The following is a 20,107-nucleotide window of genomic DNA, read 5'->3' on the forward strand; positions in this document are numbered from 1 at the left end:
TTCAAGCCCACGCGCCCGACCCGAGGGTGGGTGCGGAACGCGCCCTCGTCGTGCCGGAGGCACGCCTACGGCGTGACGGGGAGGGTCGGGCGCGGGCGCGCCTGCGGCGCGCCGAACAGCCCCCCTCCCCCAGCGCTATTTCGTATCGCCCAACTCAACGATCGGCATATACTTTGACAGATTCCGCAAAACGAGAAGAAGAATTTTTCTTTCATAATTTGAAAAATAATGGCGCGTCAATAGAGATGTATCCGACGACACCTCATTCAAAATAACGTTACCCCACTCATCCGGACGATACCTCATAATACAAGAATATATATGATTCAAAAGAAAGTGAATACAAATCTCAGGAAGCAAAATAGGATAAAATGGATTCTCAACAAAATACAATCGACCACGCACATCCGAATATATTAGAGCATCAATTTCGGAGGCTTTAGTGGCCGGAACTGACACAATGTACTTTCCGAATCTCTCCGTTATCTCAAAGCCAGGAAAAGATCGCTCTACAACCTCACGCGTCGGAAGCGACGTCCCGTCGCCAATCTGAAATTCCCAAGTCAACATTCTGGGATTATTGGCATTCACCACATCAAGAGGAAATACCCTCGATCGACGCCCAGTCATTAACGCATAATACTCCGCCATTTCAGGCAGCATACTTAAAAGCGTCCCGATACTTGCCTTAACTCTATGGGAGTAAAATGCCTTGATACTCTCCCTAAAATCCTGATGAAATTCAATACCCTTCAAGTTAATCAAGTCAGTAGGGAATGAGCTAAACAGTTCACTGAAAGTCCCTGTTGGACTATCGCCGCCAAATTGACACTGTACTGCATCTGGTAGGTAGACCATCCCGTGAGAGCTGGGCAAATTATCTTTACTGTATCGAACGGGACTGTTCAACACAATCATGCCATATGAATAAGCAGTCACAGAATAAAAGTGGTTTAGAGGCTTGACCATCAACGAACCTCGGCAACCAGCCAAATACAATTCCCGCCCCTGACCGAAACAGTTCTTTAGCTTTGCAGCCTCCGCCTCAGGAATACCCGATTTCTTCGAATCCCCTGACGTCTGCTTCCTCATCCGATATATATGTCTAATTTACTCCGTATTCTCGATACTCTCTACAAGCTCCGTCAACGAGCTCTGATAATTAATTGCATCAAGAGGCAGAACCTTGAAAGGCGACGCATTTCCAACTCGCGCGGAAATCTCGTTAGAAACCAAATATGCATTTCGCGCGCGAGAAAATTTTTGATCTTTCGGGTTCTCAGCTCCCGCCTCAATCAAATAATCCGGGAGCCCCCTCCCATACTTCGCTCGATCTTCGTCGGCAAGAGATTTCCAAGCCTCAACAGTATCGTCGTGCTTTTGCTTAATTCCAGCATAGTCTGTATCAAAATCAAAGATCGGCTGATTCTGCTCCTTCCCCTCCACAACCTCGTAGTCATCACTCAGGATCTGCTCGATCGCCGATTCCGCTTTCTTCATAGCCCTCTCACCCCACCACTTGCATAAACTCCCGCCATTCCCCCTTGGACATGCCGGAGGTCTCCTGCGTCACCTCTTCACCCTTCACCATCCGGCGAATGCAATCAAGGGCTGTGGCGGAGAGCGTTGCGCCCCCCATGCGGTAATCCTCGAAGGCGCGATAGGCGAAGGGGACCCAATCGGCGACCAGTTTGCAGATCTCCTCGGCATAAACCCGGATTTCGTATTGGGCGTGGGCGTCTGCCCGCAGGCGCAGGAAATGGAACAGGTTGTGCAGATCGACCTTCCAATACCATTGGGTATAGATATTGGCGGGCAGGTTCATCCGCGCCAATTCGCGGGCCAGCCCCTGCTGGCCGTCCTGGGAAATCATCGCCTCGTAATTGTCATAGGCCCGCGCGCTGTCGGCTTTCAGGATTTCCAGGACACGGGCGGCCTCTGCCCCCTCCAGCAGCTCGCCCCGGCCCTGGTTGTTCACCGTCGATTGCGCCGCCACATGTTCCGGCGCCGGGATATAGAATTCGCGGTCCAGGATCGAATAGCGCGCCGAATATTCGTTGACGTTGGCGGTGCGGTGGCGAATCCACTGGCGCGCCACGAAGACCGGCAGTTTGACGTGCAGCTTGATCTCGCACATCTCGAAGGGGGTCGAATGCCAGTGCCGCATCAGATAGCGGATCAGCCCTTCGTCATTCGACACCGACTTGGTGCCCTTGCCGTAGGAGACCCGCGCCGCCTGGCAGATCGCCGCATCGTCGCCCATGTAGTCGACCACCCGCACGAAGCCATGGTCCAGCACCGGATAGGCGGTGTAGAGGTGACCCTCCATCCCCGGCGCGGTGCTGCGCAGCGTGGGCTGCGGCCGGGCGCGCAGATCGTCGATTTCGGCCTGTTGCTCGGGCGACAGCGGCATGGCGGGATCCTTTCACAAGATGAGTCGAACGCCACTATATATTGCCGAAGATTGCGATAAAACCGCTAGATCAGGTATGGCATTTCCGCCATCCCCGCCGCCAAAAGCCTGAAGACAGGACCTTTGCAGATTGACTTTGCTGCGTTTTCCCGGTTCCTTCGTGGCAAAATTGTTCCGGCTTTACAGAGAACAGAGGCAGGCAGTATGAGCAGGTTTATCGTCGCGGCCGCGACGGCCCTGGCGCTTTGCGCATGTGGCGGTGGCAGCAACCCCTTCACCGAGGACACCACCACCGAGGATGACGGCGGGTCGGGCATCGACAGCGACCGCGAGATGCCGCCGGGCACCCCCTCCCCCAGCGCGGCGACGGCGATCTACCGCTCCGAGCCGACCTCGGACGAAAGCGGGTACGAGGGCAACGGCTACGCCTCCGATATCAGCTACAACTCCAAGACCGACACTTTCACCGTCGACAACCTCGCCTTCGACGGCGACAACGAATATGCCCGCGGTGACAAGGTCGGCTCCCTGGCCGGGAAATACGCGGTCTACGAGGCCGACACCCAATATACCGACCCCGAGAACGACAAGCCGGTGAACCAATTCACCCACCGGGCGATCTACGGGGTCAGCCGCAACGGCAACACCGAATTCGCCATCGTGCGCACCGGCGCCTATGCCGGTTACGGCTTCGGCGGCTTCATCTACCAGCGCAACAACGATGTGGTGCTGCCCTCGACCGGCCAGGCGCTCTATAACGGGGTGATGGCGGGGATGCGCGATTTCCGGGGCGCGGGCGGGCTGGAATATTCCACCGCCGATATCGAGATCGCCATCGACTTCGACGATTTCAACGCCACCACCGGCGGGCGCGGCGATGCCGTCACCGGTACGATCAGCAACCGCAAGATCTTCGACATCAACGGCAACGATATCACCCGCACGGTGCTGAACCGGATCGAGACAGCCGAGGATATCACCCTGCGCAGCTATCCGGTGGCGACCTTCAACGTCGGCCCCGGCGTGATGGACGACAACGGCGAGATCCTCGGCACGGTGCAGAGCTATTACACCAACAGCAGCGGCGATACCGCGGTGTTCGAGACCGGCAACTACTATGCCATCGTCTCCGGCAAGAAGGCCAATCAGATCGTCGGCATCGTGGTGCTGGAAAACAGTGTCGACCCGATCGCGGAGACGGTGCGCGACACCAGCGGCTTCGTCGTATACCGATAGGGCCGACCATGTGGCGGCGCATCCTTCCGCGCGCCTCCCGGGGCTGGGGGGCGGCAGTACTGTTCGGGCTCGCTCTCTGCGGCGGGCCGGCGATGGCACAGTCCGACGGGCTGGAGCTGGCGCCGGACCAGATGCGCGGCGCCGCCTGGATGGCGCTGCGCGGCGGCGATGCCCGGCGCGCCCTCCGCTTTTCCGAGGCGCTGCTGCAGCGCGATCCGACCGACCGCACCGCGCTGCTGATCAACGCCCGCGCCGCCCGCGACCTCGGCCGCTACGATCAGGCCAAAGACGCCGCCCGCGCCGCCTGGCGCAGCGCCACCACCGATGCGGAGAAATACGCCAGTTCGCTGGTGATGGCGCAGGCGCTGTCGTCGAACGGCCAGCGCACACAGGCGCAATGGTGGCTGCGCCGGGCGATCCAGTTCGCCCCGGACGAACGGCTGTCGCAACGCGCGGCCGAGGATTTCCGCTATGTCCGGATGCGCAATCCCTGGGCGATGCAACTGTCGTTCTCGGTCACGCCAACATCCAACGTCAACAACGGCTCCTCCAAGCGGTCCTCCTATCTGAACTACGCGCTGAGCGAGCTGATCTTTGACGAGCCGGTGGAATATGAACTCGGCGGTACGGCCCGGGCGCTTTCCGGTGTCGAATATGCGCTGGGGCTGCGCGGCCGCTATCGCTTCGTCGAGACCGAGACTCGCGCCCACGATCTGACCTTCTCCACCGATCTGCGCCATTACACCCTGTCGAACGAAGCGAAGGAAATCGCCCCCAATGCCAAGGGCAGTGATTTCGCCTTCGACACGTTTTCCCTGGGCTACAGTCAGCGCGGCCTGAACCTGAACCGGCGCGGCGAATACCGGCTGCTCGCCGACATGGGGCAGAGCTGGTACGGCGGCAACGAATACGCCCGCTTCCTGCGACTGAGCGGGGCGCAGTCCTACCGGCTGCCCCGGGGCCGCAAGATCGACCTGCGGCTGACCGGCGAACGCCAGTTGGGAATCGCCACCAGCGACAGCGACACCCTGCGCGCCGATCTGTTCTATTCGCAGCGCATCTTCGGCGCCGCGACGCTCTGGACCGGGGCGACGCTGGCCACCGCCTCCTCGACTTATGCCTCCGACGAATACGATGAAATCGGTCTCAGGGCAGAGCTGACGCTGGCCAAACCCATCGCCGGCGCCACACTGCAATTCGGGGTCTGGGCGCGCAACCGCAGCTATGATGTCTCTCCCCACAGCCGCGACGGGCGCAACGACGACCGGCTGCAGGCGGATGTGACAATGATCTTCCGTCAGATCGACTATTACGGGTTCAACCCGACGATGCAGATCACCGCTTCGCGCACCGACAGCAATATCTCGCTCTACGATGTCGAGCAGGTCGGGGTGAATTTCGGCATCCAATCCGCCTTCTGACCGCTCGCCCCCGGCCTGTGGCTCGACATGCGGCGCAGGCACGCTAATCTGGTGCGAAGTCCCACTATGAACAAAGGCGATATCCCGACAATGGCGCTGAAATATCTCCACACCATGGTCCGCGTGAAGGATCTCGAGGCCTCGATGGCCTTCTATGAATTGCTCGGCCTGGTCAAAACCCGCCAGTACGACAGCGAGGCAGGGCGGTTTTCGCTGATCTTCCTCGCCCCTCCCGGGCAGGAGGACTGCCCGATCGAACTGACCTACAACTGGGACGGCGACGACGGGCTGCCCAGCGACAGCCGCCATTTCGGCCATCTCGCCTATGGCGTCGATAACATCTACGAGACCTGCCAGAAGCTGATGGACGCCGGCGTCACCATCAACCGGCCGCCGCGCGACGGCCATATGGCCTTTGTCCGCTCGCCCGACAATATCTCGATCGAGCTGCTGCAGAATGGCGAGGCGCTGCCGCCGCAGGCCCCCTGGGACACGATGGAGAACACCGGCCATTGGTAAGCTGACCGCATGGATCGCAGCTGCGGCCCTGGCGCTGAGCGCCGGGGCCGCAACCGCGCAGAGCTCCGGTGACGGCTGTCGGCTGGCACTGGTTCTGGCGATGGATGTGTCCAGTTCGGTCGATGCCCGCGAAGACCAGCTGCAGCGGCGCGGGCTGGCGGCCGCCCTCCTCGCCCCCGAGGTCGACCGCGCGCTGTTCGCCAGCCCCCTGCCCGTCGCCATCGCCGCCTATGAGTGGAGCGGAAGGCACAAGCAGAAGCTGCTGGCCGACTGGCAGCTGATCCGCAACCGCGCCGATCTGCTGGCGCTGGCGGAGACCATCGGCCGCTCCAGCCGCGGCGAAACCGAATTTCCCACCGCAATGGGCTATGCGCTCGGCTATGGCGCCGGTCTGCTATCCCGTGGCCCGCGCTGCCTGTTCCAGACCCTCGACATGGCCGGCGACGGCCAGAACAACGAAGGCTTCCCCCCGGCCAGCGCCTATGCGGAGTTTCCGTTTGGCGAGGTGGTGGTCAACGGCCTGGTGGTGGCGGCGACCGACGGCCCCGATCAGGTCGATATCGTGCGCTACTACCGCGAACACGTCCTGCATGGTCCCGGCGCCTTCCTGGAAATCGCCCGCGGCTTCGGCGACTACGAACGCGCCATGCGGCGCAAGCTGATCCGGGAATTGCAGCCCCGCGCCATCGGCGCCCTGCCCGGGCGGTTGCCGCCAGGACCCGGCTGACCCGCAGCGGCCGACCCCGCCCCTGAGGGGCAGGATCAGCGCCTCAGCCCGCTAGCAGATATTCAGTAGATATAGCGAATCTGATCGCTCCAGTAGCGTTCCATCCGCTTCAGCGCGCTGGTGATATCCTCGATCCCGGCGGCGGTGATCACACCTTTCTCCTCCAGCCCCTCGGCGTGGCGCGCAAAGAGGCCGGAAACGATATCGCGGATATCGCGGCCCTGCTGGGTCAGCCGCACCCGCACCGACCGGCGGTCGATCTCGCAGCGCTGGTGATGCATATAGCCCATGTCGACCAGCTTCTTCAGGTTATAACTGACATTGCTGCCCTGATAATATCCGCGCGACTTCAGTTCCCCAGCGGTCACTTCGTTGTCGCCGATGTTGAACAGCAACAGCCCCTGCACCGCGTTGATTTCCAGAACGCCAACCCGTTCGAACTCATCCTTGATAACGTCCAGAAGCAGACGGTGCAGCCGTTCGACCAGGGCGAGCGATTCGAGATACCCCGTCATGAAGCCCTTGCGCGATGCCAGGCTCATCTGCATTTCCATACTCATAGGTGTCTCCATCTCAAACTGCTTGCGACCAGCCTGAGCGGAAATCCCGAAAATTCGGTTAAATCTCGTGAAGAGTTTTTAATCACTTCGGCAGACCGGCGCCGGTCCGCCGGATCGTTGCGTCCCACGCCCGCACGGGACGCAGGATCCGCCCGGCCTCAGACCTGAAAGGTCTGGGCGATGTCACCGATCAGCGGCGCCAGCGCCGCCGGGGCTGGCGCCTGGCCGGTCACCCACTGATAGAGGTCCTGATCGTTTTCATCGAGCAGCGCCTCGTAGAGATCGAGCTGCGCGGCATCCATCTGTTCCAGATGGCGCCCGGCATAGGCCTGAAGGATCAGATCCATCTCCTTGATGCCGCGCCGCATGGAGCGCATCTTCAGCCGCTTGATGCGGATTTCGCGTGTCTCGTTCATTCCTGTTTCCGTTCCACAAGGGCGCGCAGCTTCTTCTCGGTGCGCGCAGCGCGTTCGGCGAGGGCGCGCATGTCTGACTGCAGGCTTCTGAGCTCGCCCAGAAGCTGGCGCAGGTCACGGCCATCCTCGTCGTCCTCGTCCACCGGCGCCGTCATGCCATCGCCTTCTCCGGTCAGCAACCACATGATCGAGACATTCAGCAGCCCCGCCATCATCGACAGCTTGTTGGCACGCGGTTCCGACAGATCCTCTTCCCAGGCCCGCACCGTGGTGCGCTTCACTCCCAGGCGCCGGGCCAGCTGCGACTGCGTCATTCCCGCCGCCTCGCGCGCACCGGCCACCCGGTCGCCGAAGGTCGCCGCGTCCGGCCCGAACCAGTCTGTCTCTGTCTCCGTCATGTCACTCTCCCTCAGGTCATAGCCGCCATGCGCCAGTCTCGCGACGACGCCAGGGCGGCTTGATCGCTTTCCGGCCTCACCCTATGACAGACGCGTCAAACATTCAAATCGAGGCCTGCCATGAGTTTCCTCTCCACGACCCTCTCCCGCGTCAAACCGTCCCCCACGGTGGCGGTCACTACCCTCGCGGCAGAGCTCAAGGCCGCCGGCCGCGACGTGATCGGCCTCGGCGCCGGGGAGCCCGATTTCGACACCCCCGACAACATCAAGGCCGCCGCCATCGCGGCGATCGAAGCCGGCAAGACCAAATACACCGCCCCCGACGGGCTGATGGAACTGAAACAGGCGATCTGCGCCAAGTTCGAACGTGAAAACGGCCTGAGCTATACGCCCAAGCAGATCAGCGTCGGCACCGGCGGCAAGCAGATCCTCTACAACGCGCTGATGGCGACGCTGAACCCGGGTGACGAAGTGATCATTCCCGCGCCCTACTGGGTAAGCTACCCCGATATGGTGCTGCTGGCCGGCGGCACCCCTGTCGCCGTGGAAACCACGCTGGAAAACGCCTTCAAGCTGACCCCCGATCAGCTGGAGGCGGCGATCACGCCCAAGACCAAGTGGTTCATCTTCAACTCCCCCTCGAACCCGACCGGCGCCGGCTACAGCAAGGCTGAGCTGAAGGCGCTGACCGACGTTCTGGTGAAACACCCGCATGTCTGGATCATGTCTGACGACATGTACGAACATCTGGTCTACGACGATTTCGAATTCTTCTCGCCGGCGCAGATCGAACCGGCGCTCTATGACCGCACGCTCACCTGCAACGGCGTCTCCAAGGCCTATGCGATGACCGGCTGGCGCATCGGCTATGCCGGTGGCCCGGAGCAGCTGATCGCGGCGATGCGCAAGATCCAGTCGCAATCGACCTCGAACCCCTGCACCATCAGCCAGTGGGCGGCGATCGAGGCGCTGAATGGCACCCAGGACTTCCTTGCGCCCAACAACGCCATCTTCAAACGCCGCCGCGACATGGTGGTCGACGCGCTGAACGCGATCGACGGCATCACCTGCCCGGTGCCCGAAGGCGCCTTCTACGTCTACCCATCGATCTCCGGGCTGATCGGCAAGACCACGCCGGCCGGCGTCGCCATCGAGAATGACGAGACCTTCGCCAAGGCGCTGCTGGAGGAAAAGGGCGTCGCCGTGGTCTTCGGCGCCGCCTTCGGCCTCAGCCCCAACTTCCGGGTCAGCTACGCCACCTCGGACGACAACCTGAAAGAGGCCTGCGCCCGCATCGCCGATTTCTGCGCCAGCCTGACCTGATCCGGCCGCTGTGGCGGGTGCCGCCCGCCGCAGCCCCCGGGGCGAGAGGAGCCTGCCGATGACCAGCGATCTGCCCGAATACTACTTTCGCGTCCGCGACAACGGCGCCCTCGTCTTTCGCCTCGACCAGGCGGCGCGGGACCGGCGGATCGAGATGGACCAGATCGCCGTCATCAACATGCGCAACGGCGAGATCAAGCCCCATGCCAACCGCGAGCTGACCGCAGAGGATCTGCGCCAGATCCGCGCCTGGATGAAGGATCGCGCCCAGGTTCTGGCCCGGCGCGAAGTCGACGACATCCTGCGCGCGGTCGATCACCTGAATCTCACCGCCCAATGGGTGCAGTCGCGCGCCACCGACGCCCAGCTCGACGCCATCACCGACAGCCTGCTGATGGCGATGCACGACCTGCGCACCGTGCTGGTCCGCAAGAAGGCCGACCGGCTGATGAAGGGCAAGAAGGACTGACGCTCGCTACTGCGACGCACGGCTCCGGCGCGCGTCCGTCTTTTTCGGGCGAAAAATATCCTCGGGGGTGAATTGCCGCGCAGGGGCAGGAGGGAGCAGACGGCCCCCCACGCCCCGACAAAGACGCGCCGCTCAGAAGACCTTGTAGGTCATCGTCGTCATCGACCGCTCGATCCCCTCGATGTCCAGCAGGTTGTCGTTGATGTATTTACCGACATCCTCGCCCTCGGGAATATAGACCTTCATCAACAGATCGTATTCGCCGCTGGTCGAATAGAGCTCCGAATGGATTTCCCGCAGGGCGATCTTTTCGGCCACCCGATAGGTGGTGCCGGGTTTGCAGCGCAGCTGGATGAAGACGCAGGTGGACATGAGAGGCCTCTGAATTATTCCGCCGCCAAGCTCGCATCTCCGCCCATCGGGTTCAATCCCCCGCGATCTCCGCCATGACCACCCCCATCATCATCCCCGCGCCCTGGCGCCCTCCCCGGCGCGCGCCTTCAGATGCGCGTTCAGCCGCCAGGTAGCATAGGCCAGGGCGATGGCGATCAGCCCGGCGATGACGATGCTGCCCGGGGTGGTGTCGATCCGCTCGAAATACTGGGTATAGAGGTGGATCGCCCCGAAGGTGACGGCGGTGTTGAACAGCGCCCGGCGCGCGCCCATCGCCGCCCAGATCACCGTACCCGCCAACAGCACCGCCCAGGCGATGGCATAGACGGTCTCCGGGATATGCAGCGCCGAGGCCACGAAGGCCTCCCGCGCGGTGCGGAACTCCGCCTGCAGCGCCGCATCCGCCTGCCAGTAGGGTATCTCGCTGAACCGGGCCCAACGCGGCCCCCAGAGGGTCGCCCCGACCGTATCGCCCCAAATCGACCCGATCCAGAACGCCATGTTCAGCCAGATGAAGGCGAGCCGGCCGAGGATCTCCGCGTGCCGCGCGCGCCGATCGGGACACCGCCGCATCGCCCAGAGGCAGAGCCCGCCCAGCACACCCATCTGCAGGATCGTCAGCGTGCATTCGTAGATCGCCACCGCATAGGCACCGGTCGCGTAGAAGCTGCGCGACGACAACGCCGCGGCGAAGGCCAGCATCGACAGCGCCGTGATCAGCCGGATGTCCAGCGCCAGACCGCACAGCACCAGCGCCACGCCGGCGTAATGATAGACCAGCCATTGCGGCGCGATCAGCGCCGGCTGCGCCAGCAGCCCGGCCAAATGCACTGCCACCCCCAGGAAACAGAGCCAGCCGGTCAGAAACCGCAGCCGCGACGGCCCCACCCGCCAGCAGAGATAGCCCAGCAGCGCCACCGGCACCCCCAGCACCGCCGCCGCATCCGGCGTGCCGCGCGCCTGCACCAGCCAGAAGGCACCGCCGCCCACCAGCATCGCCGCCCCGATCACCGCGGTGGCATTGGCCAGCAGCCGATAGGCCTCCCCGGCCAGCAGCAGCGCGATCCCCCCGGCCAGCGTCACCGCCGCCCCCAGCAGCGTCAGCTGCGCGGCATCGTCGAGATAGGCCGCCATGCCGGCGATCACCGCGAGGAGGCCGCAGAACAGCACAATATTGATCGCCAGCGCGATCATCGCCTCGCGCGAGCGGCGGGCGATCTCTGCCGCCTGGGGCTCGGACAGGATCCCGTCCCGGATCAGCTCTTCGGTATCGGCCAGATATTTCATGGCGCATTGTTTCCCATCCCCGCCCGCGGGGGAAGCGCGAAACCGGCGCATCGGCATCTTGGCGCCGCGCCGCCGCCCGCCTATAAGGGGCGCGACTTCATCTGAACGCGCCCCGGCGCGGCAGCAAAGGACAGGCGTCATGCGACAGGCCCGGATCAGCCGCCAGACGGCGGAAACCGACATCACCGTCGACATCGATCTCGACGGCAGCGGGACCTACGACAACAAGACCGGCGTGGGCTTCTTCGACCACATGCTGGACCAGCTGTCGCGGCATTCGCTGATCGACATGACGGTGCGCGCCAAGGGCGATTACCACATCGACGATCACCACACGGTCGAGGATGTGGGCATCGCGCTGGGTCAGGCGCTGGCACAGGCGCTTGACGACAAGAAGGGCATCCGCCGCTATGGCGAATGTCACCTGCCGATGGACGATGCCCAGGTGCGCTGCGCGCTCGATCTCTCCGGTCGGCCGTTCCTGGTCTGGAACGTCACCCTGCCGACGCCGAAGATCGGCACCTTCGATACCGAGCTGGTGCGCGAATTCTTCCAGGCGCTCAGCACCCATGGCGGCATCACCCTGCATGTCGACCAGCTCCATGGCTTCAACAGCCACCATATCGCCGAGGCCGCCTTCAAGGCGGTGGCCCGCGCCCTGCGCATGGCGGTGGAGACCGACCCGCGCAAGGCCGATGCGATCCCCTCGACCAAAGGGGCGCTTTGAACCACCTCCTGGCCCCGTTCAGGCACCAGGGTGAACACAGGATCGCGTCCGCCCCGAGGGAGGCGCGATCCGGGACGCACAGCGCCCCGGAAGCCAGCTCTTAACCAGCGCCTGGTCCCGCGTCCCGGGGATACGCGCATGATATTCGGAGGCCCAAATGCTGACCGCCATCATCGACTACGAAAGCGGCAACCTCCATTCCGCCGAAAAGGCCTTTCAGCGCATGGCGCATGAGGTCGGCGGCGGCACCGTGGTTGTGACCGGCGACGCCGATGTCGTCGCCCGCGCCGATCGCGTCGTGCTGCCCGGCGACGGCGCCTTTCCGGCCTGCGCCTCTGCGCTGCGCGGCCAGTCCGGCCTGTTCGACGCACTGGTCGAGGCGGTGGAGGTCAAGGGCCGCCCCTTCCTCGGAATCTGCGTCGGCATGCAGCTGATGGCCAGCTGGGGCCGCGAATACGAGGATACCAAGGGGCTCGACTGGATCGGCGGCGAGGTGGTGAAGATCACCCCCTCCGACCCAGCGCTGAAGGTGCCGCACATGGGCTGGAACGACCTGGTGATCGACCATCCCCACCCGGTGCTGGAAGGGATCAAGACCGGCGATCACGCCTATTTCGTCCACTCCTACCACTTCCGCGTCGCGGATGCGGCGGATCGGATCGCCCATGTCGATTACGGCGGCGACGTCACCGCGATCGTCGGCCGGGGCACCATGCTGGGCATGCAGTTCCACCCGGAGAAAAGCCAGAAGACCGGCCTGACCCTGATCGGCAACTTCCTGCGCTGGAGACCCTGAGGCCGCGGGTCCGCCGCCCCTCGCGGCGTGACCGGCCTAGGGCAACCGCTGCCAGGTCTGTTTCGAACAAATCAGCCCTCCGGCGATACAGCCCTTCAGCGCCAGGCTGTCGCCGGACAGCTCCATTTTGCCGATGTAGATCTTGTCGTTCGACGGGCGCCAGACACGACCTTCGTAAGACCCGTCGCCCTGCGGCATCATGTCGATCACCAATGTCTTGCCGATATTGGGCGAGGCATATTCGCCGCCGGCGTTGAAAGTGCGTTCGATCACGCCGCAGACGGCGGCGCCGCAGGGGCCGAGCCGCACATGGGCATAGGCGCCGTCATCCGGCTGGGTCTTCCACATCCCCTCTGCCGGATCGGCCGCAGCCCCGCTCGCCAGCCCCAGCGCCAGCGCTGCCAGCGCTGCTGAAATCCTGTATCTCATCGCGAATCCTCCCGCTTGCCGCCCCGAGACTGACGCGCCCGCCCCCGGACCGGCAAGCCCGGATCCGGGTTTCGTTGCATTTCCCCCGAACCCGGTGCAAAAGGCCGCCAACAGCGCAACGAAAGGGCCCGCAGATGATCCTCTACCCCGCTATCGACCTCAAGGACGGTCAGGCCGTGCGCCTGCTGCGCGGCGAGATGGAGAAGGCCACCGTCTTCAACGACGATCCCGCCGCCCAGGCCCGCGCCTTCGTCGCCGCCGGCTGCGACTGGCTGCATCTGGTCGATCTGAACGGCGCCTTTGCCGGTCAGCCGGTCAATGCCGCCGCAGTGGAGGCCATTCTGGAAGCCTGCGACGTCCCCGCCCAGCTCGGCGGCGGCATCCGCGACATGAAGACGATCGAGACCTGGCTCGACAAGGGGCTGGCCCGCGTCATCCTCGGCACAGTGGCGGTGGAAAACCCCGATCTGGTGCGCGAGGCCGCCCGCGCCTTCCCCGGACAGGTCGCTGTCGGCATCGACGCCCGCGGCGGCAAGGTCGCCACCAAGGGCTGGGCCGAGGAAACCGACGTCGACGCCACCGATCTGGCGCGCTCCTTCGAGGACGCCGGGGTCGCCGCCATCATCTATACCGACATCAACCGCGACGGCGCCATGCAGGGCCCGAATGTCGAGGCGACGGCGGCGCTCGCCCGGGCGGTGTCGATCCCGGTGATCGCCTCCGGCGGCGTCAGCTCGATCGACGACCTGATCGCGCTGCGCGACTGCGGCGCCCCGCTCAACGGTGCCATCTCCGGCCGCGCCCTCTATGACGGTGCCATCGACCTGCAACAGGCGCTGGCCACCCTGCGGGGCTGAGACAGTCGGTCACATGCCACGGCCCGGGCCGGCGTGGTTCTCTTCCCTCGCGTCATCCAGCCGGAGGAGAGCCACGATGCCCGCCCAGACCGTCCCGCTGCCCCGCCACGCCCGCATCTGGGCCCGCGTCCGCCCCGGCGATTTCCTCGACACCTACAGCGTTGCCACCCCGCTCAGCGCGCGGCAGGCGCTGGAACTGGCCCTGCGCTCGCCCGGCTGGGCCAGGGCGCTCTTGCGCCTGCGCGATACGCTGGTCGCGCCGCTGGGCCTGAGGACCGCCGCCAGCGACGAGCACGCCGGCTTTCCGGTGGAATACGAGGATGAGGACGAAATCATCGTCGGCATGGACGACCGGCATCTCGACTTCCGCATCACCGTGCTGAAGGCCGGCGGCCTCGTCCATCTCTCCACCTGGGTGCATCGCAACAACGCGCTGGGTCACTTCTATCTGGCGCTGATCAAACCCTTCCACGTGCTGATCCTGAAATCCGCGCTGCGCCGCATCGCCGCGCAGGGTTGAGCGGCTCCCGCCAAAGCAGATCGCCCCGGTCTTTTTCTGGCCGCAAATTTCCCCGCGGGAGGCCGCGCGCCGGGGGCGCGACATCCCCGCCGGGGGTCCCGCCCCCGGCGCCGGCCTCCGGGCCGCCCATCCCCCCTTTCCCCTCTGCATCCCCGACGCTATGAAAGCGGCAAAGGAGAGCGGCCCATGCTGAAAACCCGCATCATCCCCTGCCTCGACGTTGCCGACGGCCGCGTGGTCAAGGGCGTCAATTTCGTCGATCTGGTTGACGCCGGCGACCCGGTCGAGGCCGCCAAGGCCTATGATGCCGCCGGCGCCGACGAGCTCTGCTTTCTCGACATCCACGCCACCCATGAGAACCGCGGCACGATGTACGATCTGGTGCGGCGCACGGCGGAGCAATGCTATATCCCGCTGACCGTGGGCGGCGGGGTCCGCACCCGCGACGATGTCCGTTCCCTGCTGCTGGCCGGTGCCGACAAGGTCAGCTTCAACTCCGCCGCCGTCGCCAATCCGGATGTGGTGGCCGAAGCCTCTGATCATTTCGGCAGCCAGTGCATCGTCGTCGCCATCGACGCCAAGACCATCGAAACGGATGACAACGGCGTCGGCACCCGCTGGGGGATCTTCACCCATGGCGGGCGCAAACCCGCGCTCGATACCAATGGCAATCCGATCGACGCGGTGGACTTCGCCCGCAAGGTGGTGGCGAAGGGCGCCGGGGAAATCCTGCTCACCTCGATGGACCGCGACGGCACCCGCGCCGGCTTCAACCTGCCCCTCACCCGCGCCATTGCCGATGCCGTCGATGTGCCGGTGATCGCCAGCGGCGGAGTCGGCACGCTGCAGCACCTGGTCGACGGCGTCACCGAGGGGCATGCCAGCGCAGTGCTGGCGGCCTCGATCTTTCACTTCGGGGATTACACCATCCGCGAGGCCAAGGAATACATGGCCGCCGCCGGTCTCCCCATGCGGATGGAGTTCGCCTGATGCATATCCTCGATCACCTGGCCCAGACCATTGCCGAGCGCGCCTCGGCCGACCCCGAGTCGAGCTGGACTGCCAAGCTCTTGTCCAAGGGACCGGAGAAATGCGCCGAGAAATTCGGCGAAGAAGCGGTGGAAGCGATCATCGAGGCGGTGAAGGGCGACCGGGAGCGGCTGACCTCCGAGGCTGCCGACACGCTCTATCACCTGCTGGTCATGCTGCAGGCCCGCGACGTGCCGCTGCAGGCCGTGCTTGATGAGCTGGCCCGCCGTCAGGGCATCAGCGGCATCGCCGAAAAGGCCGCCCGCAAGGGCTGAGGCCCCGGCGGCGCCTGTCACGCGGGACGCCCCCGCCCTGTTCAGCCGTCCAGCCGGGCGCGATGGTGCTCGGCCAGGTGCCGGCGGTCATCGAGGCTGGAGAAGATCACCGCCACCAGGATCCCCAGGCTCGCCCCCAGCAGGGTGTCTATCACCCTCTCCGGCGCCATTGCCGGACCGGCGGTGGCCGGGGCCGCGAGATGGCTCATCAACAGCGCCATCGGCGTCACCAGCACCTGACCGAAGGCATAGTTGGTGCCGATGATCAGCTCGGTGGTGAACTGCAGAATCGCAAGTGCCACCGCCACAGTCAGAAAACCCGGGTCCTGGATCAGAATCGCCCAGGCGATCAGCGCGCCGACCACCGTCCCCGCCATCCGCTGCAGGGCGCGGTTCATGCTCACATGCAGGTGCCCGCCCTGCATCACCGCGAGCGCCCCCATCGCCGCCCAGGCCGGATAGTGCCCACCGAGCGCATGGCTGATCGCCGCCGCCAGCCCGGCGCCGATGACGATCCGTCCCGACGCGAACAGCCGGTGCCCCAGCGGGCGGGCGGCATCGTCCGGCGCACGCTGGGCCGCCGCGGCCGGCTGGCGCAGCGTTTCCATCCCCCAGCAGATCGCGCAAGCCAGCGCCGCCACCCCCGCCGTGGCCAGCGTCCGGCCCAACACCACGGTGAAGCTATCGACATGTCCCATCGCAGCGCCGGCGGCAAAGACGAAGATCAGCGCCCCCGGCGGGCCGAAGCCGGCACTGACGGTGAGAAAGAAGAACCCGCCGCAGGCCAGCGCCAGCAGGCCCAGCTGCAGCGCCGTCGGGGCGCCCAGCCAGACAGCCAGCGACATGGCGAACACCGCGAAGCTCTGTGACAGCGCAGCCATGAGCAGGATCCGGCTGCGCCCGCGCTCCGGCGCGAACCGACCGAACAGCGCCACCATCGCCCCGAGCGAGGCAAAGCCGGTCAGCTGCGGCCAGGGCGAGAAATGGAACAGCGGCAGCGCGATCACCATCGCCAGCGCCGCCTGCAGCCCGGCCAGCGCCGCATTGCGCAGCGAAGGTTGCCGCGCCAGCGTCACCGCGTCGAGCAACTGGCGCCGGTGCAGCAGTTGCCGCAGGCTGTCCGCCCGCCTTGGGGATCCTTCGGCGCTCCCCGCCCCGGGCCGGTTTCTCGTGGAATCACGCCCGCGCATCGCTCCCGCCCTCCTCCGGCCGCGCTTGCAGCTGTTTCAGGCGGCGCTCGATCCGCGTGAAGGTTTCCAGCGTCGCGGCGATTTCGCTGTCGGACAGGTCCATCAGCATCTCCTTCTCCGCGGCATAGAGCATGGCGCGGATCTCGCTCACCCGTCGGTCGCCCTCTGCGGTGAGAAAGATCAGCCTGGCCCGCCCGTCCGTGGCATCGGGGCGGCGTTCGACCAGCCCCTGCCGCGACAGGATGTCGATCACCCGCACCAGGCTCGATCCCTCGACGCCCACCAGCCCGGCCAGATCCTTCTGCGTCAGCCCGCCGCCGGTCTCCTTCAGATGGATCAGTGGCACCCAGGTGGCATCGGTCAGCCCGGCCTCGGTCAGATGGATGTCGAGCACCCGCCGCCAGAGACGCGACAACAGGGCAAAGCGGATACCGAAACGGGTGCGGGGGGAAGACATATCGGCGCTCATTGGCAGGAGACTCCTCGCCCGGGTAATATCATTTGATTTGCAATTCAAATTAAAAACTCAAAGCGAGGCGCATAGCCGCCCTGCGCCCGCGCCTCAGCTCATCAACCGGTCGTATTCGATTTTCGGGCAGCGGTTCTGGATCACCAGAACGCCCCGTTCCTCGGCCTGGGCCGCGGCGGCGGCATTCTCCACGCCCAGCTGCATCCACACCGTCTGCAGACCCGGAAAGGCCGCAAGCGCTGCCGTCACGATCGGCCCGACCGCCTCGGAGCGGCGAAAGATATCGACCATATCCACCGGCTCATCGATCTCCGCCAGCGACGCGGCGACGGTCTGCCCCCAGAGCTCCTGACCCGCCAGCCCGGGATTGACCGGGATCACCCGATAGCCCCGCGCCGCCAGGAACTGGCCGACCCGGAAGCTCGGCCGCTCCGGATTGGCGGAAGCCCCGACCAGCGCGATGGTCCGGGTCCGGGTCAGGATGTCTTTCAGCAGGTCGTCGGAATACTCGGGCATGGCCTCACCTTAAGGGTCGCGCGGGACAGAAAAAAGCGCCCGAAGCTGAAAAGCTCCGGGCGACAGGTGTGGAACGAGGGACAGTGAAATGACCCGCGGGAGTTCCGGTCCGCGGTCACTGTGTGATTTAAGCAGCAGATTTCGGAAAAAAAGACCCCCTCGCATTTTCGTGAAACACGATCAGCGATGCAGGGCCTTGGGCCAATGCGCATTGGCCCGGGCCACGAAGTCCGACGGCGCCAGCAGCCACAGGTCGCGCTGCGCCTTGGAGTGGATGAGATAGAGCTTGCCCTCCCGGATCGCCCAGGCCTGCGGATCGGTGGAGGAAGCCCGGCCAAAGGCCATGCCATGGGCGCAATAGCCGCCGTATTGCGGCGCGTAGGCGCGCGGGTTGGCCTCGAACAGCTCACGATGGAAGAGGTTGGCGAATTGCCAGACCACGCCGCGCCACATCACCGCGATATCCTGCCGCCCCCGCACCGCCGCCCCGTCGACGAAATAGGCCACCGTGTCATAACCCGACAGCGCCACGCCATCGCGGTTGAAGAACAGGCTGCGGTGATCGCCGGCCCGTGCCAGGCCGGTCAGCATCACGGCAAAGAAGCAGGAAGACAGGAACAGGCGAAGCATCATGACGGTCAGGCGGGCATCCGGATTGAAACGCGATATCCAAGATGTAGCGAGAATGCGCCGCCGGCACAGCCCTACAGCGGCGAAATGACGGGCTTGTGAAACTTCATGACAGCACCGGAGCCGGCGCTGCCATCGTGGCGGTCAGTCGAACACGTCCTCCACCAGGTCGAAGGCCTCTTCCAGCGCCCGGGCCCAGAGCCCCTTGCGCATCTTCGCCTTCTTCCGCTTTTTCGGCCTGGAGGATTTTTCCGGCCGGGGAGCCGCGGCTTTGGCTGCCGGGTCCTGCGGCAGCATCTTCATCCGGTGCAGCGGCGCGCCGCAGGCCGAACAGCTCAGCTCATGCCGGGTCTCACCGCTCAGCACCAGCGCGGCGCGGGTGCCGCAATAGCAGCAGGTCGCAATCTTGGTCGTCCTGGGAATGGTCGCCTCCTCCCGCGCAGGCCATGCCGGCAGGTCCGCTCCCTGCGCCGTTTGCTGTGCCCTTCAATGCGTCAGAGAGGCATATAGGGCGATCGCCGCGGCATTGGAGACATTGAGCGAGCCGAAACCGCCGGCTGCGTCGATTTTGACCAGCTTGTCGACGGTTTCCTTGGTCTTGGGCCGCAGCCCCGGCCCCTCCGCCCCCAGCACCAGCGCCACCGGCTGATCATAGCGGCCGGCCATCGCGGTTTCGATGGTCTCCTCCGCCTCGCCATCCAGGCCGAGGACGTAGAAGCCCATGCCCTGCAATTCTTCGATGGTCTCCGCCAGATTGCGCATCCTGAGATAGGGCTGGCGCTCCAGCGCGCCGCTCGCCGTCTTGGCCAGCGCCCCTGTTTCCGGGGCGGAGTGATGTCGGGTCCCGATCACCGCTGAGGCACCCAGCACCTCGGCGCTGCGCAGAATTGCCCCCACGTTATGCGGGTCCGTCACCCGGTCGAGCAGAATCACCCGCGGCACGTCGCGGCCGATACAGGCCTCCGCCAGGCTGCCCCAGGCCAGCGGCTTGACCTCCAGCGCCGCCCCTTGATGCACCGAGCCGGGATCGATCGGTGCGTTGAACTTGCGCGGATCGACCACCTCCGGCTCCAGCCCCGCCTCGGCGATGGCATCGGCCAGCTTGGCCTGGGCATTCAGCGTCACCATCAGCCGCAGTTTTTCGCGCCGTGGGTTGAGCAGCGCATCGCGCACCGCATGCAGCCCGAACAGCCACACAGTTTCGGCGGCGGCGGCCTTGCGCGACTGCTCTTTCTCGATGACCCACTTCGGCTTTTTCATGGTCTTCCCCGGCTCTCTCCGCAAAGGCTGAATAAATGCGGTTTTTCCTGTTGACGCCCTTCGGCCACGCTAGTAATCACGCCGGCACAGCGGGCGCAACAGCGCACGTGGATGGGCGACAGGCCGCAAGGTGTGGCAGGGGACTGTAACTCCCTCGCGGAGACGCACGCTTGGTTCGATTCCAAGGTCGCCCACCATCCACCCCGCTGAAATTCCCTCAAAGCGCCTCAAAAATCGGATCAGCTTC

The 20,107-nt window shown here is 64.7% G+C and carries 27 protein-coding genes and 1 tRNA gene; 13 read left to right on the plus strand and 15 right to left on the minus strand.

Annotated features, from left to right (window positions below; genetic code table 11):
* Nucleotides 1-135: 135 nt before the first annotated feature.
* The 3 genes from QO033_RS09930 to thyX are packed head-to-tail and all read right to left on the minus strand — an operon-like array spanning nt 136 to nt 2,413.
* Entirely contained in the window at nt 136-1,092 is a 957-nt protein-coding gene (locus QO033_RS09930; protein ID WP_284480812.1) for a YaaC family protein, read from the minus strand.
* Nucleotides 1,093-1,110: 18 nt separating this feature from the next.
* Entirely contained in the window at nt 1,111-1,500 is a 390-nt protein-coding gene (locus QO033_RS09935; protein ID WP_284480813.1) for a hypothetical protein, read from the minus strand.
* 7 nt (nt 1,501-1,507) lie between these two features.
* Nucleotides 1,508-2,413 carry an FAD-dependent thymidylate synthase gene (gene thyX, locus QO033_RS09940; RefSeq protein ID WP_284480814.1) on the minus strand — a complete coding sequence of 302 codons (906 nt, stop codon included), beginning with the start codon at nt 2,411-2,413 and terminating at the stop codon, nt 1,508-1,510.
* A 204-nt stretch (nt 2,414-2,617) separates the two neighbouring features.
* On the opposite strand from thyX, the gene QO033_RS09945 reads away from it, so the two are divergent.
* The 4 genes from QO033_RS09945 to QO033_RS09960 all read left to right on the plus strand — a co-directional run bounded on the left by QO033_RS09945 (nt 2,618) and on the right by QO033_RS09960 (nt 6,316).
* Nucleotides 2,618-3,649 (plus strand): hypothetical protein, encoded by a 1,032-nt coding sequence (locus QO033_RS09945; RefSeq protein ID WP_284480815.1) that lies wholly within the window; start codon nt 2,618-2,620, stop codon nt 3,647-3,649.
* Nucleotides 3,650-3,741: 92 nt separating this feature from the next.
* Entirely contained in the window at nt 3,742-5,070 is a 1,329-nt protein-coding gene (locus tag QO033_RS09950) for a porin family protein (RefSeq protein ID WP_284480816.1), read from the plus strand.
* 90 nt (nt 5,071-5,160) lie between these two features.
* The gene (locus tag QO033_RS09955; RefSeq protein ID WP_284480992.1) at nt 5,161-5,589 is read left to right on the plus strand and encodes a VOC family protein; all 429 of its coding nucleotides are present in this window, start codon (nt 5,161-5,163) and stop codon (nt 5,587-5,589) included.
* A gap of 1 nt (nt 5,590) precedes the next feature.
* On the plus strand, nt 5,591-6,316 hold the full coding sequence (locus tag QO033_RS09960) for a DUF1194 domain-containing protein (RefSeq protein WP_407682110.1): 726 nt from the start codon (nt 5,591-5,593) through the stop codon (nt 6,314-6,316).
* A gap of 62 nt (nt 6,317-6,378) precedes the next feature.
* Here the strand turns inward: QO033_RS09960 and QO033_RS09965 are convergent, their stop codons facing one another.
* The 3 genes from QO033_RS09965 to QO033_RS09975 form a co-directional block, all read right to left on the minus strand.
* Nucleotides 6,379-6,876: a MarR family winged helix-turn-helix transcriptional regulator gene (locus tag QO033_RS09965; RefSeq protein WP_284480817.1), complete on the minus strand. Its 498-nt coding sequence runs from the start codon at nt 6,874-6,876 to the stop codon at nt 6,379-6,381.
* Nucleotides 6,877-7,034: 158 nt separating this feature from the next.
* Complete coding sequence (locus QO033_RS09970; protein WP_284480818.1) at nt 7,035-7,292, minus strand: succinate dehydrogenase assembly factor 2; 258 nt, start codon at nt 7,290-7,292, stop codon at nt 7,035-7,037.
* Complete coding sequence (locus QO033_RS09975) at nt 7,289-7,690, minus strand: helix-turn-helix domain-containing protein (RefSeq protein WP_284480819.1); 402 nt, start codon at nt 7,688-7,690, stop codon at nt 7,289-7,291. The genes QO033_RS09970 and QO033_RS09975 overlap by 4 nt, the downstream gene beginning before the upstream one ends.
* Nucleotides 7,691-7,810: 120 nt before the next feature.
* Here QO033_RS09975 and QO033_RS09980 point away from each other — a divergent pair, with 120 nt between their 5' ends.
* Together QO033_RS09980 and QO033_RS09985 are read left to right on the plus strand one after the other, a co-directional pair.
* Nucleotides 7,811-9,013, plus strand: a complete 1,203-nt coding sequence (locus tag QO033_RS09980; protein WP_284480820.1) for a pyridoxal phosphate-dependent aminotransferase — start codon at nt 7,811-7,813, stop codon at nt 9,011-9,013.
* Nucleotides 9,014-9,071: 58 nt separating this feature from the next.
* The gene (locus tag QO033_RS09985) at nt 9,072-9,482 is read left to right on the plus strand and encodes a hypothetical protein (protein ID WP_284480821.1); all 411 of its coding nucleotides are present in this window, start codon (nt 9,072-9,074) and stop codon (nt 9,480-9,482) included.
* A gap of 132 nt (nt 9,483-9,614) precedes the next feature.
* Here QO033_RS09985 and QO033_RS09990 read toward each other — a convergent pair whose 3' ends face one another.
* Together QO033_RS09990 and QO033_RS09995 are read right to left on the minus strand one after the other, a co-directional pair.
* Nucleotides 9,615-9,854: an Lrp/AsnC family transcriptional regulator gene (locus tag QO033_RS09990; RefSeq protein WP_284480822.1), complete on the minus strand. Its 240-nt coding sequence runs from the start codon at nt 9,852-9,854 to the stop codon at nt 9,615-9,617.
* Between the two features lie 90 nt (nt 9,855-9,944).
* Nucleotides 9,945-11,162, minus strand: coding sequence for a hypothetical protein (locus QO033_RS09995; protein WP_284480823.1), 1,218 nt, complete (start codon nt 11,160-11,162; stop codon nt 9,945-9,947).
* 139 nt (nt 11,163-11,301) lie between these two features.
* Here QO033_RS09995 and hisB point away from each other — a divergent pair, with 139 nt between their 5' ends.
* Together hisB and hisH are read left to right on the plus strand one after the other, a co-directional pair.
* Entirely contained in the window at nt 11,302-11,889 is a 588-nt protein-coding gene (gene hisB / locus QO033_RS10000) for an imidazoleglycerol-phosphate dehydratase HisB (RefSeq protein ID WP_284480824.1), read from the plus strand.
* A 157-nt stretch (nt 11,890-12,046) separates the two neighbouring features.
* Nucleotides 12,047-12,685 (plus strand): imidazole glycerol phosphate synthase subunit HisH, encoded by a 639-nt coding sequence (hisH, locus tag QO033_RS10005; protein WP_284480825.1) that lies wholly within the window; start codon nt 12,047-12,049, stop codon nt 12,683-12,685.
* A gap of 36 nt (nt 12,686-12,721) precedes the next feature.
* Here hisH and QO033_RS10010 read toward each other — a convergent pair whose 3' ends face one another.
* Entirely contained in the window at nt 12,722-13,114 is a 393-nt protein-coding gene (locus QO033_RS10010; RefSeq protein ID WP_284480826.1) for a DUF2147 domain-containing protein, read from the minus strand.
* 134 nt (nt 13,115-13,248) lie between these two features.
* On the opposite strand from QO033_RS10010, the gene hisA reads away from it, so the two are divergent.
* From hisA to QO033_RS10030, 4 genes are all read left to right on the plus strand, one after another.
* The gene (gene hisA, locus QO033_RS10015; RefSeq protein WP_284480827.1) at nt 13,249-13,971 is read left to right on the plus strand and encodes a 1-(5-phosphoribosyl)-5-[(5-phosphoribosylamino)methylideneamino]imidazole-4-carboxamide isomerase; all 723 of its coding nucleotides are present in this window, start codon (nt 13,249-13,251) and stop codon (nt 13,969-13,971) included.
* Between the two features lie 76 nt (nt 13,972-14,047).
* A complete protein-coding gene (locus QO033_RS10020; protein WP_284480828.1) occupies nt 14,048-14,491 on the plus strand; it encodes a DUF2867 domain-containing protein in 444 nt (147 codons plus the stop codon).
* A gap of 186 nt (nt 14,492-14,677) precedes the next feature.
* Nucleotides 14,678-15,481, plus strand: a complete 804-nt coding sequence (gene hisF / locus QO033_RS10025) for an imidazole glycerol phosphate synthase subunit HisF (RefSeq protein WP_284480829.1) — start codon at nt 14,678-14,680, stop codon at nt 15,479-15,481.
* Entirely contained in the window at nt 15,481-15,795 is a 315-nt protein-coding gene (locus tag QO033_RS10030; protein WP_284480830.1) for a phosphoribosyl-ATP diphosphatase, read from the plus strand. Before hisF ends, QO033_RS10030 begins: the two co-directional genes overlap by 1 nt.
* A 41-nt stretch (nt 15,796-15,836) precedes the next feature.
* On the opposite strand, the gene QO033_RS10035 is transcribed toward QO033_RS10030, so the two are convergent.
* From QO033_RS10035 to rlmB, 6 genes are all read right to left on the minus strand, one after another.
* Nucleotides 15,837-16,985 carry an FUSC family protein gene (locus QO033_RS10035; RefSeq protein ID WP_284480831.1) on the minus strand — a complete coding sequence of 383 codons (1,149 nt, stop codon included), beginning with the start codon at nt 16,983-16,985 and terminating at the stop codon, nt 15,837-15,839.
* A complete protein-coding gene (locus QO033_RS10040; RefSeq protein ID WP_284480832.1) occupies nt 16,972-17,442 on the minus strand; it encodes a MarR family winged helix-turn-helix transcriptional regulator in 471 nt (156 codons plus the stop codon). Before QO033_RS10040 ends, QO033_RS10035 begins: the two co-directional genes overlap by 14 nt.
* A 105-nt stretch (nt 17,443-17,547) precedes the next feature.
* Nucleotides 17,548-17,970, minus strand: coding sequence for a CoA-binding protein (locus tag QO033_RS10045; RefSeq protein ID WP_284480833.1), 423 nt, complete (start codon nt 17,968-17,970; stop codon nt 17,548-17,550).
* A 180-nt stretch (nt 17,971-18,150) separates the two neighbouring features.
* On the minus strand, nt 18,151-18,603 hold the full coding sequence (locus QO033_RS10050; protein WP_284480834.1) for a YHS domain-containing (seleno)protein: 453 nt from the start codon (nt 18,601-18,603) through the stop codon (nt 18,151-18,153).
* Nucleotides 18,604-18,744: 141 nt separating this feature from the next.
* The gene (locus tag QO033_RS10055) at nt 18,745-19,023 is read right to left on the minus strand and encodes a hypothetical protein (RefSeq protein ID WP_284480994.1); all 279 of its coding nucleotides are present in this window, start codon (nt 19,021-19,023) and stop codon (nt 18,745-18,747) included.
* Nucleotides 19,024-19,086: 63 nt separating this feature from the next.
* A complete protein-coding gene (gene rlmB / locus QO033_RS10060) occupies nt 19,087-19,860 on the minus strand; it encodes a 23S rRNA (guanosine(2251)-2'-O)-methyltransferase RlmB (RefSeq protein ID WP_284480835.1) in 774 nt (257 codons plus the stop codon).
* 113 nt (nt 19,861-19,973) lie between these two features.
* Between rlmB and QO033_RS10065 the strand changes: the two genes are divergently transcribed.
* Nucleotides 19,974-20,057, plus strand: a tRNA-Tyr gene (locus tag QO033_RS10065).
* The last annotated feature ends 50 nt before the right edge of the window (nt 20,058-20,107 follow it).

Origin of the sequence: Pseudodonghicola flavimaris (assembly GCF_030164425.1) — a bacterium.
Lineage (GTDB): Bacteria > Pseudomonadota > Alphaproteobacteria > Rhodobacterales > Rhodobacteraceae > Pseudodonghicola > Pseudodonghicola flavimaris.